This is a genomic window from Streptomyces sp. NPDC088810 (assembly GCF_044750305.1).
Lineage (GTDB): Bacteria > Actinomycetota > Actinomycetes > Streptomycetales > Streptomycetaceae > Streptomyces.
This window is the reverse complement of sequence record NZ_JBIVJQ010000009.1, coordinates 329529-343600: the sequence shown is the minus strand read 5'-3', so window position 1 is coordinate 343600 and position 14072 is coordinate 329529. Positions and strand designations below refer to the sequence as shown.

Here is a 14072-nt window from a genome sequence, read left to right as displayed (position 1 = left end):
CCGGGCGCCGTGTGCGCGCCTGCACGGATGCGACGGCCGCACGCCCGACTTCCTCTGCGGGCACGCCGGTTGGCTGGATGACGGGCGTGGTCCGTGCTTTGATCCCCAGCGCCGCGAGACCCGCGTTCCGTCCCCCGCGGGGCCGCCCCCCTTGTGGCTCATCCATACGAAGGGAAGTCTCCTCATGAACTCCGCTCCCCAGGTCCGGACCGCCGAGATCGCCGACGCCGAGCTGGACAGCGTCTCCGGCGGCCTGAGCCCGCACGCCGGCCTGGCCGCCGGCCCCACGGCGGTCAGCGACGCGGACGTCCTGGCCGGCCTCGGCGCCGTCGGGAACCAGGTCCTGGCCACCGTCGCCCAGTACGACCACGTCAGCGTCAGCGTCACCCTCTGACGGCGAAGTGGAGCGGGCTGCACCCCAGGGTGCAGCCCGCTCCACCGTTCTCCCGCTACACCCTGCGCGTCACCAGCCGAGCGCGTCCTCGTCGGCCCGTACCTCCAGGGCCGGGGCGACCGGGCGCGGCTCGTGGCAGGTGAAGCCGAGGCGGGTCAGGGCCCGGCGCATCTCGGCCACCGTGAAGTCGCGGCGGTTCTGCCGGGTGATGACCTCGCCGACCTGCATCACGGGGTAGACGCGGCGGCCGATGCTCACGGACACGCCGGTGACGGGTTCCGGCGTGATGCCGCTCATGGCCTGCTCGACCTCGCTCTTGATCAGGTCGAAGGGGAAACGGGCGATGACACAGCGCATGGATGCCTCCACAGGGTGGGGAAGACGGCGGTCAGGGCGTGAGGGCGAGGACGCCCAGGGCGTATCCGTGCTCGTCGATCACGGGGGACACGTCCAGGGTCCGCACCCGCATGGCGGCTTCCGCCTCGCCGAGCGCGGCCCGGGACGAGGTGAACGGTCCGCGGTCGAGCGCGATGTCCCGCAGCCGCGTCCGGTCGCTGTACCACGAGCCGCCGCGGTGCGCGGCGAGCTGGGCCCGGGTGACCAGGCCCGCGCACCGCCCGTCCTCGTCCCGCAGGAGCAGGTGCGGGACGCGCGCACCGATGAGCACGGACAGGGCCACGTCGACCGCCATGTGGTCGTCGACCTGCGGCCCGGGGGCGTGCATGGCGTCGCGGGCGGTCAGGCCGGTGCCGCAGGCCTGCCGGGTTCGGGGCGGAAACGGCGTCAAGGGCTTCTCCTCTTCGTCGGGGCGGACGGGACGGGCGACGGCTCGTCCGGTCCGCTGGGAGTGCGTCCCCGTGCTCGGACTATGCGTTGTTCCGCGGAGCGGGCCGACGGCCCCGGGCCTCCCCGCCACGGCCGGTGCCCTGGCCGCCCTCCCCGCGGACGGCCCCCGCGCCCTTGCCGCGCCCCGCGCCGCCCCTGCGGCGCCGGCCGGCGGACGATCCCTTGCCCTCGCGACGGTTCTCGGCCGGCGCGGCGAGGACGACGGGCACGCCGGAGGGCGTCCGGGCGCCGGTGATCCGCTGCAGCTCGGCCTCGCCCGGGCGGACCCGGGCGGTGTTCGCGGCGATACCGGCGTCGGTCATGAGGCGGTCCACCGTGCGCCGCTGGTGCGGCAGGACGAGGGTGACGACGGTGCCGGACTCGCCGGCGCGCGCGGTACGGCCGCCGCGGTGGAGGTAGTCCTTGTGGTCGCCGGGCGGGTCGACGTTCACGACGAGGTCGAGACCGTCGACGTGGATGCCGCGGGCGGCGACGTTGGTGGCCACCAGAGCCGTGACCTGGCCGTCCTTGAACTGGGCGAGCGTCCGGTTGCGCTGGGACTGGGACTTGCCGCCGTGCAGGGCCGAGGCGCGCACCCCGACGGACAGCAGGTGCTTGGTGAGCCGGTCCACCGCGTGCTTGGTGTCCAGGAACATGATCACGCGTCCGTCGCGCGCGGCGATCTCGGTCGCGGCGGTCTGCTTGTCGTCGTCGTGCACGTGCAGCAGATGGTGGTCCATGGTGGTGACGGCGCCCGCGGACGGGTCGACCGAGTGCACCACGGGGTCGTGGAGGTAGCGGCGTACCAGGAGGTCGATGTTGCGGTCCAGGGTGGCCGAGAACAGCAACCGCTGGCCGTGGGCGGGCACTTGGTCGAGCAGTGCGGTCACCTGGGGCATGAACCCCATGTCGGCCATCTGGTCGGCTTCGTCCAGGACGGTGACGCAGACCTGGTCGAGCTGGCAGTCGCGCCGCTCGATGAGGTCCTTCAGACGGCCGGGCGTCGCGACGACGACCTCGGCGCCGCCGCGCAGCGCGCTCGCCTGCCGGCCGATCGACATGCCGCCGACCACGGTGGCGAGCCGCAGCCGCAGGGCGCGGGCGTAGGGCGCGAGCGCGTCGGTGACCTGCTGGGCCAGTTCCCGGGTGGGGACGAGGACGAGGGCGAGCGGTTGCCGCGGCTGGGCCCGCTGTCCGTCCAGCCGGGCCAGCAGCGGCAGGCCGAAGGCAAGGGTCTTGCCCGAGCCGGTACGGCCCCGGCCCAGGACGTCCCGGCCGGCCAGCGCGTTCGGCAGGGTGGCCGCCTGGATCGGGAAGGGCACGGTGACGCCCTCGGTGCCGAGTGCGGCCAACAGCCGTGCGGGCATGTCGAGTTCGGCGAACGTCTCGACCGCCGGCAGCGGTTCCGTGAGGGTGACCGGCAGGGCGAACTCCTGCCGGCGCGGGGAGGAGTGCGCGGCCGGGCCGCCCTTGCGTCCGGTGCCCGGGCGGGGGCCCTGGCGGCCCGGCTCCTGGGTACGGAGGCGGCCGCCGCGCGCGGCTCCTGCCGAGCGGGTGGACCTGCGGTCCGCGCGGAAGCCGCCGGACGTGCCGCCGGAGCGACGGGGGGTGCGGTTCATGGAGGAACCTTCCTCGATGCGGCGTATCGAGGATTCCGTCCGGCGGTGACGACCGCGCGAGGATTCGCAAGAATGAGCCGAAGAAAAGTGAAGAGCCGGAGCTCTCGGCGTGGCGGCCGGAGGCGTCCGTGGTCCGGGGAATCCGGAAAGGGGCTCAGACAATGAGCGGGGGCCCGCACCCCAAGAGCGCGGGCCCCAGCCACATGATGCGCGAACCGCTGGTTCGCGACGATTTCGCGTCAGCGTCAGGCGGGAACGATGTTCTCGGCCTGCGGGCCCTTCTGGCCCTGCGTGACGTCGAAGGTCACCTTCTGGCCTTCCTGAAGCTCGCGGAAGCCGGAGGTGGCGATGTTCGAGTAGTGCGCGAACACGTCGGCGCCGCCGCCGTCCTGCTCGATGAAGCCGAAGCCCTTTTCCGCGTTGAACCACTTCACGGTGCCAGATGCCATATTGAATCTCCCTCGGAGGGCAGTGCCGGACTCCGCACTTTGCGGAGCCGAGTCGCCGCGATGATCACCCCTCCGGAAAGATCCGGAAAGCTCTGCAAAGAAAAAAATCTCTGGCAACCAAAACTGCAACTGCTATCACGCTAACACACGTCGGTTGGCATCGCCCGGGTGTTTTGCGTGACGTCCGGTAATTCTCGTGCCGTCGCAGACCGAAATTCTGCACCGGCGGGACTAGGTATTCGGTCCGCGCTCGCCCAGCTCCCGGCGCATGTCCCGCCTCGGGCGTAGGGCGTCGTCCAGCTGGTCCTCGAGGGAGAGGACGCGGCACGCGGCCTCGACGGGGGACCCAGGCGTGCGTGGCACCCGCGCTCCGCAGGCCGAGCGCCCTCTGCCTCCCCCCGTAACCCTAACGCCGCCGGGCGCGGAGATCTGGTCTCGCCGTGACAGATTTCCGCGCGGTTCAGCTCGTCCCGCGCGGTGCGGCCATCGCGGCCAGGGCCTTGGCCAGGTCGTCGGCGGCGGGGCTCGCCGCGTTCGTCCGCCAGCCGCGCCGGGAGATCAGGCGGTCGACGGCGTCCCGGGCCGCCGCCGGCTCGGCATCCTCCTCCTCGGAGGCCCCGCCGCCGCGGGTCGCTGACCGTGCTCGTGCTGCTCGCCGGTCGAGGGCCCCTCGGAGAAGGGCGGTTCGGCCGTCGTATGGCTGGTCGGCATCCTGGATCCGGACGGCCGCCGGGTCGCGGTGCGGGAGGTCAACTCCTACGCCGAGAGCGCTCCGGTGACCCGCCCGCGGCCGGGGCTGACCATGGACGAGCTGCTGGCGATCGCCCGCGACAAGCGGTACTTCACCGGCTGAGCGGCGGCGCACCGCCGGCCCGTCACCCGGGGGGCAGCAGGTCCGCCGCCGGTTCGCCCATGAAGATGCTGTGCGTCCCGGGCACCCGCTCCGCCAGCCCGGGGGGGATGACGTGGACGAAGGTGCCGGCGCAGCCGGGGACGTCGTGGACCAGGGCGGGTATGTCCGTCACGTTGAAGACGGTCGACAGGTGGGGTACTTCGAAGCAGCCGTTCGGGTTGTCGTGACGGACTCCGTCGATCACCAGGAACCCGTTCGCGGCGAACGCCGACGAGGGAACGGCGAGCGCCAGCACCCCGGCGGCGCCGAGTGTGGCGAGTGTCGAGCCGATGCGGCGCATGGACCCTCCTGACGTGCGGCCAGGCACATCCCGGCCTGTAACCGACCGTACGGGCCCGCCACCGCATTGCATCCCGGCATCCGCCGGACGGGCGACTACGCCGAAGCGGCCGACTGCACGGGAGCAGACGGTCTACCGCACCGGAGACGAACGAGGACGGGGATGCCTTCCGGAACTCGGCCGCCGACCGGTCCGACTTCTGAAGCGGCACGGCTCATCCTGCCGGGGCCGTACGACGTGGACTGGAGACGCGGTTGATGGACGAATCCCGGCGATCCCCCTCCGGCGCGGCTGCGCGGCTGCGAAAGCCGGCGCCCCCGCCCGCCCTCTGCGGGTTCCTCCTGCTGCTGGCTCTGGTGTTCGCGGTGTCGTACGCCGTCGGCGCCGCTGCCGGGCCCGTGGCGCCCGGCATGCACGGCACGGGGACGAGCCGGGGCGGCGGCGCGGGAGGCATGGACGACATGGGAGACCTGCACGGGGGGAGTCGCTGATGGGCGGGCAGCCCGTGGTGGCCCTGGTGACGACCGACCTGACCGTCGGCGGGATGACCTGCGCGGCCTGCGTGCGGCGGGTCGAGAAGAAGCTCGGGAAGCTGGACGGGGTGACGGCCACCGTCAACCTGGCCACCGGGCGGGCCCGGGTGCACCATCCGGCGGAGATCGGTGCCGAGCAGCTCGTCGCGACCGTCGAGCAGGCCGGGTACACGGCCGCACTGCCCGAACCGCCCGCGCGGCAGCGGGAGCAGGACGAGGATGCCGAGGGCGGCCGGCCGGACCGCGACCGGCTCCTGATCACGGCGTTGCTCGCGCTGCCGGTGCTCGTGCTGTCGATGCTGCCGGGCCTGCAGTTCCGGAACTGGCAGTGGCTGTGCCTCGTGCTGGCCGCGCCGGTCGCCGTGTGGAGTGCCTGGCCGTTCCACGCCCGGGCCCTGCGGGGCGTGCGGCATGCGGCGGCGACCATGGACACCCTGGTCTCGCTGGGCGTGACGGCCTCCTTCTCCTGGTCGGCGTACGCGCTGTTCCTCGGCGGTGCCGGTCAGCCGGGCATGCGCATGCCGTTCACCTTCGTGCCCTCGGCCCCGGACGGCGGCGCTCACCTCTACCTCGAAGCGGCGGTCGGCGTACCCCTGTTCGTCCTGGCCGGCAGGTTCCTGGAGGCACGGGCCCGGCGCGGGACCGGGGCGGCACTGCGGTCGCTCGCCCGGCTCGCCGCCAAGGAGGTCTCGGTCCGGGAGGGCGGGTCCGAACGGCTCGTCCCGATCGAGCGGCTGGCCGTCGGGCAGCTCTTCGTCGTACGGCCCGGGGAACGGGTCGCCACCGACGGCGAGGTGGTGGAGGGCAGCTCCGCGGTGGACCTGTCCCTGGTCACCGGCGAGAGCGAGCCGGTCGAGGTGCGGCCCGGCGCCGCCGTGGTCGGCGGAGCCGTCAACTCCGGCGGGCTGCTGCTCGTACGGGCGACGGCCGTCGGCGCCGGCACCCAGCTGGCCCGTATCACCCGGCTGGTGACCGAGGCGCAGGCCGGCAAGGCGCGGGCGCAACGGCTGGCCGACGCGGTGGCGGGTGTCTTCGTACCGGTCGTGCTGGCGCTGGCCGTCACGGCGCTCGGGTTCTGGCTCGGCGCCGGAGCCGATCCGCAGGCCGCGGTCACCGCGTGCGTGGCGGTCCTGGTCGTGGCCTGCCCCTGCGCCCTGGGCCTGGCGACACCGACCGCGCTGATGGCCGCGACCGGGCGGGGCGCCCGACTGGGCGTGCTCGTCGGCGGGCCGCAGGCGCTGGAGGGGCTGCAGCACATCGACGCCGTCGTCCTGGACAAGACCGGCACGCTCACCTCGGGCCGCATGACGGTGGCCCGGGTCACGGCCGTACCCGACGGACTGGGCGGGGACGCGGTGCTGCGGCTGGCCGGCGCGGTCGAGCGGGGCTCGGAGCACCCGTTGGGCCAGGCCGTCACCGCGTACGCCCGACGCGTGCCGCCGAGCGCGCCGCTGCCGGAGGTGAGCGACTTCAGCGCCGTGCCGGGCCGGGGGGTACGGGGCCGTGTCGAGGGACGGCTGGTCGAAGTCCTCGCGCCGGACGACGCGCTGCCCCCGGCCCTCGCCGACGCCATGACCGTGGCCGAGGCCGCCGCCCGCACCCCTGTCCTGGTCCGCGTCGACGGCGTGGCCGAGGCCCTGATCGAGGTGGGGGACGTCCTGCGCCCCGGAAGCTACCGTGCCGTGGACCGGCTGCGGCGCCTCGGTGTCCGGCCGGTGCTCGCCACGGGCGACCGGGAGGCGCCCGCGCGGGCCGTCGCGTCGGCCCTGGGCGTCGACGAGGTGCACGCCCGCTGCTCGCCCGAGGACAAGGCCGCTCTCGTCCGCGGCCTGCAGGAGCAGGGCTACCGGGTCGCGGTGGTCGGGGACGGGGTGAACGACGCCGCTGCGCTGGCCGGCGCGGACCTCGGCATCGCCCTGGGCACCAGTACCGACGCGGCCGTCGCAGCGGCCGACGTGACGCTGGTCCGCGGGGACATCGAGGCCCTCCCGGACGCGGTACGGCTCGCCCGGCGCACGCTGGGCACCGTCCGCGCCAACCTCGTCTGGGCGTTCGGCTACAACGCCGTCACCGTGCCGCTCGCCATGGTCGGCCTGCTCGACCCGATGCTCGCCGCGGCAGCCATGTCGGCCAGTTCGCTGCTGGTGGTCGGCAACAGCCTGCGGCTGCGTGCCTGGCAGCCCGCGCCCGCCAGGAGGCCCACCCGATGACCGGACAGCACCCCTGGCGGCCGACGGCCCGCCGGCTGACCGACACCCTGCTCGCCGCACTCCCGCCCGTGGCCGCGTGCAGCCTCGCCCTGGGCGGCCTGACCACCTGGGTCGGGGCCGGGCAGGCGGGCAGCCCGCCGCGGATCACCGTCTCGTCCGGGCGGGTCCTCCTGCCGTACGGCGGCAGCACGGAGACCGCGGCGTTCTTCACCGTCTCCAACCTCGGAGGCTCCGACGACCGGCTGGTCCGGGTGACCTCCACCGGCACGCGCGGCAGGATCTCCCTCAGCCGTCACCGCAGCACCGGCGGCGGAGCCGCGTACAAGGCCGACGTGGACGCGGTCACCGTCCCGGCCGGCGGCGAGCTGGTCATGTCGCCGCACGGCGTGGACGTGACCCTGCGCGGGCCGGGCCGGCAGGCGGGCGACCTCGTGCCCTTCACGCTGCACTTCGAGCACAGCGCGCCGGTCAGGACGCTCGCCGTGGTGACCCGCCCCGGTGATCGGGCGTCCTGAACAGGATGTCGGGCGGGAACGCCGGTCGGTTCCGGCGGGACGCCGTGGTCTGGATCACAGCCCGGGGATTGAGTGCGATGCCCGGACAATTTCCGTACCCGTCCCCGACGACCGCACCCCGGATGCGAGGATGAGGCGCCATGACAGCAGGGTGGTGTGTTCGCACGATACGGGCCGCGGTGTTCGCGGCCGTATGCGTCGTGCTCGCCGCCCTGGGCCACGTCCTGATGTCCGGGAGCGATGTGCCCGCCTGGGCCTTGGCCGCCGGCCTGGTCGGGACCGGGGCCGCGGGCTGGGCTCTGGCGGGGCGTGAGCGCGGGCTGCCGTTGATCGTGACGGTCGTGGTCGCCGCCCAGACCGTGCTGCACGAGGCGTTCGCCCGCGCCCAGTCGGCGTCCGGCGGTTCGGACGCCATGGACACCATGGTCTCCATGGACATGGGCTCGATGCAGATGGGTTCCATGGACACGGGCTCCATGGACATGGGGCACATGGGCGCGCACCACATGGGCCAGATGGGCCAGACGGGCCACTCCATGGGCGGCGGCTCGTCGTTCGGCATGCTCGCCGCCCACCTGCTCGCCGCGTTGCTGTGCGGCCTGTGGCTGGCGTACGGCGAGAAGGCCGCCTTCCGGATCCTGCGGGCGGTGGCCGGATGGCTGGCGGCGCCGCTGCGGTTCCTGCTCGCCCTGCCCGTCACCCCGGACCGTCCGCGCGTCCGCATCCGGCGCCGCCGCTCGGACCGGGCGCCGCGCCTGCTCCTTCTCGTCCACGCGATCACTTCTCGGGGTCCGCCCGCGGAGACGGCTGTCGCCTGACGACAGCTGGTTCCCCGAGGCCGCCCGTTCGCGCCTCGGGCCACGGCCGTACGACCGCACCGGCGGGGCGGACGCTTCGTCACCCCGGCGCCGTAGGGCCGTCTCCCCCCTTCACCGGACCGGCCGCTCGCGCGTGCCCACGGTCCGGATCACGGTCGACCCGAGAAGGACACCAGGTGATGACCTCCGCCCTGCCCGCTTCGTATGTCCGAAGCGACAGAAGCAGTGTGAAGAGCAGTGAGACAGCCAGTGACACGACGGCCGCGCTCGACGCGTCGATCACCGCATGGGCACTGGCCGCCCGAGGCGGTGACGTGCACGCGGTGGAGCGGTTCGTGCGCGCCCTGCACCGGGACGTGCAGCGTTATGTCGCCCATCTGTGCGGCGATCCCCAGGCTGTGGACGATCTGGCGCAGGACACGTTCCTGCGGGCGCTCGGCAGCCTGCACCGGTTCGAGGGGCGTTCCTCGGCCCGGGCCTGGCTGCTGTCCATCGCCCGCCGCGCGGTGATCGACAGCTACCGGTACGCCGCCGCCCGGCCCCGTCTGTCGGACGTCCCGGACTGGCGGATGGCCGTCGAACGGGCCCAGCCGCAGGGCCTGCCCGGCTTCGACGACGGCATAGCCCTGCTGGACCTGCTGGACTCGCTGCCCGACGACCGCCGCGAGGCGTTCGTCCTCACGCAGCTGCTCGGCCTGCCCTATGCGGAGGCGGCCGAGGTCAGCGACTGCCCGATCGGCACGGTCCGCTCCCGCGTCGCACGGGCCCGCGCGACCCTGCTGGCCCTGCTGGACGCGGCCGACGCACCCGCCGCCCTGGCGGCCTGACGACCCGGGAGGTGCCGGTGCCGGCCGGTCGCACTCCGGCACCGGCACCCGGCACCGAAGCGGTGCGACTGCCCGGGAACTCACGGCGCCTGCGCCCCGACTTCTGGACCGGGTGACGGAGGCTCGCCCGCGTACCGAGTGGATCCGGGAGTTGTTCGATGCGTTCTCGTGTGGGGAGCTCTGCGGCGGCCGTCGTGCTCGCCGGGCTGTTGGCGGCGGGCTGCGGCGGCGGGGGGAAGGACACCGGGAGCCAGAGTGCGCAGAAGGCGGGAAGCTCCGGCCAGGACGCCTACCCGGTCTCCGTGACCGACTGCACGGGCGCCAGGACCGCCTTCTCCGCCGCCCCGAAGAAGATCGTCACCAGCAACGCCTCCAGCCTGGAGCTGCTGCTGCGCCTCGGCGCCGGCGACAGGGTGATCGGCACCGGCTTCCCGCCCGGCAAGGGCACACTGCCCGGCCCGCTCGACGCGCAGGCGCAGCAGGTGAGGGTGCTCGGCCGGACCGTCATCCCCAAGGAGAAGCTGCTCGGCTCCGGTGCCGACCTCTACATCGACACCTTCGCCTCCATGGGGAGCATGGGCGGCGGCGGAACGGGCGACGCGCCGACGCCGGAGGAGTTCAAGGCAGCGGGCATCCGGCACATCTACCTGAAGTCGACCGCCTGCGCGGCCCAGCGCAAGGCCCCGGTGACCGACCTGTCCGCGGTCGAGGCCGACATCACCTCCCTCGGCGCCGTCACCGGCACGAGTGCGCGGGCGAAGGAACTCGTCACCGGCATGCGGGAGAAGGTGGCCGCCGTCCGGAAGGCGGTCGGCGGCACGGCGGAGAGCGAACGGCCGACGTACTTCTTCTTCGACTACGACGCCGGTACGAAGCAGCCCGTCGTCACCTGCAACCGCCAGCTCGCCAACGCCGTGATCAGTCTGGCCGGCGCACGCAACGCCTTCGCCGACTGCGACGGCGACTACCGGCAGGCCGGCTGGGAGGACGTGATCGCCAAGGACCCGGACTGGATCCAGCTCGGGGTCCGCGACCGGGGCAGCGAGGCGGCGAACAAGGAGGCGTTCGACGAGGCCGAACAGTGGCTGAAGTCCAACCCGGCCACCAAGGGCCTCAAAGCGGTGAAGGAAGGCCGCCTCCTGCGCATCGGCTCCGAACAGACGACCATCGCGGGAGTGCGGAACGCCGACACGGTGGCGGCCATCGCCGCAGCCGTCCACCCGGGCAAGGCCGGCTGACCGTGGCCCTCACGCTGGTGCGCCGGAAGACGGCGGACTCCGGAACGCGTGGCAGCCTGCGCGCCGGTCCCCTGTCGGCCGTACTCGCCGTGGCGCTGCTGGCCGCGCTGACGGCGGCCGTGTCCTGGGGCCCGACGTCCATTCCGCCCGGCGAGGTGTGGGGCGTGGTGGGCAGGAGACTGTCCGGACAGGCGCCGCGGCCCGGCACCGACGACCTGATCGTCTGGCAGCTGCGGGTGCCCCGCGCCCTGCTCGCCGCCCTGGTCGGCGCCGGACTCGGTGTCGTCGGTACGGCCGTGCAGGCGCTGGTGCGCAACCCGCTCGCCGACCCCTACCTGCTGGGTGTCTCCAACGGCGCCTCCCTCGGGGCGGTGGCCGCGATCGTGCTCGGCGCCGGCGCGGGCGGGGCGCTCGGACTGGGCCTGTCCGGCGCCGCTTTCGCCGGGGCCCTGGCCACCTTCGCCGCGGTGTGGGCGGTGGCCCGGCGCAGCGGGGGCTTCGCACCGCTGCGGCTGGTGCTCGCCGGGGTGGCGATCGGCCAGTTCCTGTCCGGGTTCACCAGCTACCTGGTGGTGCAGGCCGGGGACGAGCAGCAGACCCGCAGCGTGCTGTTCTGGCTCATGGGCAGCCTGAGCGGGGCCACCTGGCAGCTGCTCGCGGCACCGGCCGTCGCCGTACCCGTCGCCCTGCTCTGGCTGCAGGCGCGCGCCCGGGGCCTGAACGCCCTGCTGATGGGCGACGAGACGGCCGCCGGGCTCGGCATCGACGTCACCCGGCTGCGCCGCGAACTGTTCACCGTCACCAGCGTGCTGACCGGCGTGCTGGTCGCCGTCTCCGGCGCGATCGCCTTCGTCGCCCTGATGGTGCCGCACGTCTGCCGCCTGGTCGTCGGCGGCGACCACCGGCGCCTGCTGCCGGTCTCCGCGCTGTTCGGGGCGGTGCTGCTGGTCGTCGTGGACATCGTCTGCCGTACGGCCCTGGACACCCAGGAGCTGCCGGTGGGCGTGGTCACCTCGCTGCTCGGGGCTCCGGCCCTGCTGTATCTGCTGGACCGGCGCCTGGGGAGCGGCAGTTGAGGATCGCCATCGAGGACCTGCACGTCGCCTACGCCGGCCGGACCGTCGTCGCCGGCGCCCGTCTGATCGCGGCCGAGGGCGAGATCACCGGCCTGGTCGGCCCGAACGGCAGCGGCAAGTCCACGCTCCTGCGCACCGTCTACCGGCACCTGAAGCCGACCGCGGGACGCGTGCTGCTGGCCGGCACCGACCTGCGCGAGCTGAGCGCGGCCCGGTCGGCGCGGCACGTGGCGGCCCTGCCGCAGGAGCGGGAGAGCGACTTCGAGCTGACCGTGCGCGAGGTCGTCGCCATGGGCCGCACCCCCTACAAGCGGGCCTTCGCCGGGGAGGACGCCACCGACCGGGCGACCGTCGCCCGTGCCCTGGCCGACGTCGGCATGGACACCCACGCGGAACGCCGGTTCACGGCCCTGTCCGGCGGAGAGCGCCAACGCGTGCTGCTGGCCCGCGCCTTCGCCCAGGAGGCCGACGTCCTGGTCCTCGACGAGCCGACCAACCACCTCGACATCCGCCACCAGGTGGAACTGCTCGCCCTGCTGCGCGGCCGGCGCCGTACGACCCTGGTCTCGCTGCACGACCTCAACGCCGCCGCGTCCGTGTGCGACCGCCTCCACGTCCTGCACGCCGGATCGGTGGTCGCCTCCGGGCCGCCGCGCGAGGTGCTCACACCGGCCCTGATGGCGGAGGTGTTCGGGGTGCGGGCGGCGGTCGCCGAGCATCCCCTCACCGGCGATCCGCTGATCGCCGTGGACCACCGTGCGCCGGCGGACGAGACGGGACGGGGCTGCCCTCGGGCGGCCCGGCCACGACGGTGAGGGGCGGAAGGATGACGGACCACGGTCCCGGTGCGGACCGGCCCGGGCACATAGCCGCCGGTGAGGACCGCTGGATGCTGGTGGCCGTGGCGGGCCTGCTGTCGTTCGTGGCGATGCTCGACATGAACATCGTCAACGTCGCTCTCGCGGACATCGCCGACGGCCTGCACGTCTCCGCCGCGACCGCGCAGTGGGCCGTCCTCGGTTACCAACTCCCCGTGGTGGCCCTGCTGTTGCCTGCCGGGCGATGGCTCGACGGCGTGGGGACGCGCTCCGCGGTCCTCGCCGCGACCGCCGGCTTCGCGCTGTGCAGCCTGCTGGCGGCCGCCGCTCCCTGGATCGCCTGGCTGATCGCCGCCCGCCTCGCGCAGGGCGCGTTCGGGGCGGTGCTGTTCGTCCTGATGCCGGTTCTCGCGATCCGCTCGGTACGGCCCCCGAAACGAGCGCGGGCGATGAGCGTGCCCGCCACCCTCGGCCCCCTCGGCGCGGTGACCGGACCGGCGGTGGGCGGACTGCTGCTGGACCACCTGGGCTGGCACTCCGTCTTCCTCGTCAAGATCCCCCTCTGCGTGCTCGCCCTGGTGGTGACCTGGCGCGCGCTGCCGCCGGACGGCGGGCTGCGCCGGCCCGACCGGCGGTCGGCCGGGGACGCGCTGCCGGTGGCCACCGGTGTGGCGGTCCTGCTGCTGGCGCTGACGCTGGCGCCGGACCGTCCGGCGTGGCTGCTGCTCGCGCTCGCGGCCGTGCCGCCGCTGTGGTGGTGGTCGCGCGGTCCCGGCGGGCGTCCGGTGACCGGCGTGCTGCGGGTCCCGGGACTGCTCCGGGCGCACGGTGCGGTGCTGGCCCTGGCGGCCGGCTTCGCCGCCACGCACTACGTCGTCGCCCTGCACCTCCAGCGCGACGACGGCGTCAGCGCCACGACGACCGGGCTCACCGTGCTCGCCTTCCCGCTCGGTATGGGCCTGGCCGGCCCGCCGGGCGGCCGCCTCGCCGACAGGTACGGCGCCCGGCCCATGGCGGTCACCGGCGCCGCCCTCACCGCCACCGGCCTGCTCCTGCTCGTCCCGTGGGACGGCGCCTGGTCACCGCTGGACGTGGCCTGGCGGCTGGCCCTGGCCGGCCTCGGCATGGGCCTGAACGGCGGCCCGACCCAGGCCCTGGTCATGGGCACGGCTCCACCGGACCGCCTCGCCACCGCCGGCTCCACGGTCCAGCTCGCCCGCAGCCTCGGCTTCACCCTCGGCCCCGCCCTGGCCACCGCCGCCTGGGGACTGACCGGCGTGCCCCGCGCGGGTCCGGCCCTGGCCGCCACCGCCGCCTGCCTCGCCGTATCCCTGCTCGCGTTGCCCGCCGTTCGTCCCTGATCGAGGAGTCACCCGTATGTGCGGAATCACCGGCTGGGTGTCCTTCCACCACGACGCCCGTGCCCAGGCTCCCGTCATCGAGGCCATGACCGCCACCGTCTCGCCGCGCGGTCCGGGTGCCGGCGGTGTGTGTCTCGCCGTATCCCTGCTCGCGTTGCCCGCCGTTCGTCCCTGATCGAGGAGTCACCCGTATGTG

The 14072-nt window shown here is 74.2% G+C and carries 16 protein-coding genes; 11 read left to right on the top strand and 5 right to left on the bottom strand.

Annotation, left to right across the window (positions count from 1 at the left end; genetic code table 11):
* Window positions 1–184 precede the first annotated feature (184 nt).
* The gene (locus ACIP4Y_RS27790; protein ID WP_401398395.1) at window positions 185–394 is read left to right on the top strand and encodes a hypothetical protein; all 210 of its coding nucleotides are present in this window, start codon (window positions 185–187) and stop codon (window positions 392–394) included.
* 69 nt (window positions 395–463) lie between these two features.
* Here the strand turns inward: ACIP4Y_RS27790 and ACIP4Y_RS27785 are convergent, their stop codons facing one another.
* The 5 genes from ACIP4Y_RS27785 to ACIP4Y_RS27765 all read right to left on the bottom strand — a co-directional run bounded on the left by ACIP4Y_RS27785 (window position 464) and on the right by ACIP4Y_RS27765 (window position 4480).
* Complete coding sequence (locus ACIP4Y_RS27785) at window positions 464–751, bottom strand: SCO5918 family protein (RefSeq protein ID WP_358647776.1); 288 nt, start codon at window positions 749–751, stop codon at window positions 464–466.
* Between the two features lie 31 nt (window positions 752–782).
* The gene (locus ACIP4Y_RS27780; RefSeq protein WP_401398392.1) at window positions 783–1181 is read right to left on the bottom strand and encodes a CBS domain-containing protein; all 399 of its coding nucleotides are present in this window, start codon (window positions 1179–1181) and stop codon (window positions 783–785) included.
* 79 nt (window positions 1182–1260) lie between these two features.
* Window positions 1261–2838 (bottom strand): DEAD/DEAH box helicase, encoded by a 1578-nt coding sequence (locus tag ACIP4Y_RS27775; protein ID WP_401398390.1) that lies wholly within the window; start codon window positions 2836–2838, stop codon window positions 1261–1263.
* 245 nt (window positions 2839–3083) lie between these two features.
* On the bottom strand, window positions 3084–3287 hold the full coding sequence (locus tag ACIP4Y_RS27770; protein WP_007383480.1) for a cold-shock protein: 204 nt from the start codon (window positions 3285–3287) through the stop codon (window positions 3084–3086).
* A gap of 875 nt (window positions 3288–4162) precedes the next feature.
* On the bottom strand, window positions 4163–4480 hold the full coding sequence (locus ACIP4Y_RS27765; RefSeq protein ID WP_401398388.1) for a hypothetical protein: 318 nt from the start codon (window positions 4478–4480) through the stop codon (window positions 4163–4165).
* Window positions 4481–4737: 257 nt separating this feature from the next.
* Here ACIP4Y_RS27765 and ACIP4Y_RS27760 point away from each other — a divergent pair, with 257 nt between their 5' ends.
* From ACIP4Y_RS27760 to ACIP4Y_RS27715, 10 genes are all read left to right on the top strand, one after another.
* Window positions 4738–4971: a hypothetical protein gene (locus tag ACIP4Y_RS27760; protein WP_401398386.1), complete on the top strand. Its 234-nt coding sequence runs from the start codon at window positions 4738–4740 to the stop codon at window positions 4969–4971.
* Window positions 4971–7223, top strand: coding sequence for a heavy metal translocating P-type ATPase (locus tag ACIP4Y_RS27755; RefSeq protein ID WP_401398384.1), 2253 nt, complete (start codon window positions 4971–4973; stop codon window positions 7221–7223). The genes ACIP4Y_RS27760 and ACIP4Y_RS27755 overlap by 1 nt, the downstream gene beginning before the upstream one ends.
* Window positions 7220–7738, top strand: coding sequence for a copper chaperone PCu(A)C (locus ACIP4Y_RS27750; protein ID WP_401398382.1), 519 nt, complete (start codon window positions 7220–7222; stop codon window positions 7736–7738). The genes ACIP4Y_RS27755 and ACIP4Y_RS27750 overlap by 4 nt, the downstream gene beginning before the upstream one ends.
* A 140-nt stretch (window positions 7739–7878) precedes the next feature.
* The gene (locus ACIP4Y_RS27745) at window positions 7879–8556 is read left to right on the top strand and encodes a hypothetical protein (protein WP_401398380.1); all 678 of its coding nucleotides are present in this window, start codon (window positions 7879–7881) and stop codon (window positions 8554–8556) included.
* Between the two features lie 179 nt (window positions 8557–8735).
* Window positions 8736–9383 carry a sigma-70 family RNA polymerase sigma factor gene (locus tag ACIP4Y_RS27740; protein WP_401398378.1) on the top strand — a complete coding sequence of 216 codons (648 nt, stop codon included), beginning with the start codon at window positions 8736–8738 and terminating at the stop codon, window positions 9381–9383.
* Window positions 9384–9541: 158 nt separating this feature from the next.
* Window positions 9542–10621, top strand: coding sequence for an ABC transporter substrate-binding protein (locus ACIP4Y_RS27735; protein ID WP_401398376.1), 1080 nt, complete (start codon window positions 9542–9544; stop codon window positions 10619–10621).
* Between the two features lie 2 nt (window positions 10622–10623).
* On the top strand, window positions 10624–11697 hold the full coding sequence (locus ACIP4Y_RS27730) for a FecCD family ABC transporter permease (RefSeq protein ID WP_401398374.1): 1074 nt from the start codon (window positions 10624–10626) through the stop codon (window positions 11695–11697).
* On the top strand, window positions 11694–12512 hold the full coding sequence (locus tag ACIP4Y_RS27725; protein ID WP_401398372.1) for an ABC transporter ATP-binding protein: 819 nt from the start codon (window positions 11694–11696) through the stop codon (window positions 12510–12512). Before ACIP4Y_RS27730 ends, ACIP4Y_RS27725 begins: the two co-directional genes overlap by 4 nt.
* A gap of 11 nt (window positions 12513–12523) precedes the next feature.
* On the top strand, window positions 12524–13876 hold the full coding sequence (locus ACIP4Y_RS27720) for an MFS transporter (RefSeq protein ID WP_401398370.1): 1353 nt from the start codon (window positions 12524–12526) through the stop codon (window positions 13874–13876).
* 16 nt (window positions 13877–13892) lie between these two features.
* Entirely contained in the window at window positions 13893–14051 is a 159-nt protein-coding gene (locus ACIP4Y_RS27715; protein ID WP_401398368.1) for a hypothetical protein, read from the top strand.
* Window positions 14052–14072 lie beyond the last annotated feature (21 nt).

Bases quoted from the DNA above. Each gene is read 5' to 3' on its own strand.
- ACIP4Y_RS27790 (WP_401398395.1), top strand. From the start codon at position 185: ATGAACTCCGCTCCCCAGGTCCGGACCGCCGAGATCGCCGACGCCGAG.
- ACIP4Y_RS27785 (WP_358647776.1), bottom strand. From the start codon at position 751: ATGCGCTGTGTCATCGCCCGTTTCCCCTTCGACCTGATCAAGAGCGAG.
- ACIP4Y_RS27775 (WP_401398390.1), bottom strand. From the start codon at position 2,838: ATGAACCGCACCCCCCGTCGCTCCGGCGGCACGTCCGGCGGCTTCCGC.
- ACIP4Y_RS27770 (WP_007383480.1), bottom strand. From the start codon at position 3,287: ATGGCATCTGGCACCGTGAAGTGGTTCAACGCGGAAAAGGGCTTCGGC.
- ACIP4Y_RS27765 (WP_401398388.1), bottom strand. From the start codon at position 4,480: ATGCGCCGCATCGGCTCGACACTCGCCACACTCGGCGCCGCCGGGGTG.
- ACIP4Y_RS27760 (WP_401398386.1), top strand. From the start codon at position 4,738: ATGGACGAATCCCGGCGATCCCCCTCCGGCGCGGCTGCGCGGCTGCGA.
- ACIP4Y_RS27755 (WP_401398384.1), top strand. From the start codon at position 4,971: ATGGGCGGGCAGCCCGTGGTGGCCCTGGTGACGACCGACCTGACCGTC.
- ACIP4Y_RS27750 (WP_401398382.1), top strand. From the start codon at position 7,220: ATGACCGGACAGCACCCCTGGCGGCCGACGGCCCGCCGGCTGACCGAC.
- ACIP4Y_RS27745 (WP_401398380.1), top strand. From the start codon at position 7,879: ATGACAGCAGGGTGGTGTGTTCGCACGATACGGGCCGCGGTGTTCGCG.
- ACIP4Y_RS27740 (WP_401398378.1), top strand. From the start codon at position 8,736: ATGACCTCCGCCCTGCCCGCTTCGTATGTCCGAAGCGACAGAAGCAGT.
- ACIP4Y_RS27735 (WP_401398376.1), top strand. From the start codon at position 9,542: ATGCGTTCTCGTGTGGGGAGCTCTGCGGCGGCCGTCGTGCTCGCCGGG.
- ACIP4Y_RS27720 (WP_401398370.1), top strand. From the start codon at position 12,524: ATGACGGACCACGGTCCCGGTGCGGACCGGCCCGGGCACATAGCCGCC.
- ACIP4Y_RS27715 (WP_401398368.1), top strand. From the start codon at position 13,893: ATGTGCGGAATCACCGGCTGGGTGTCCTTCCACCACGACGCCCGTGCC.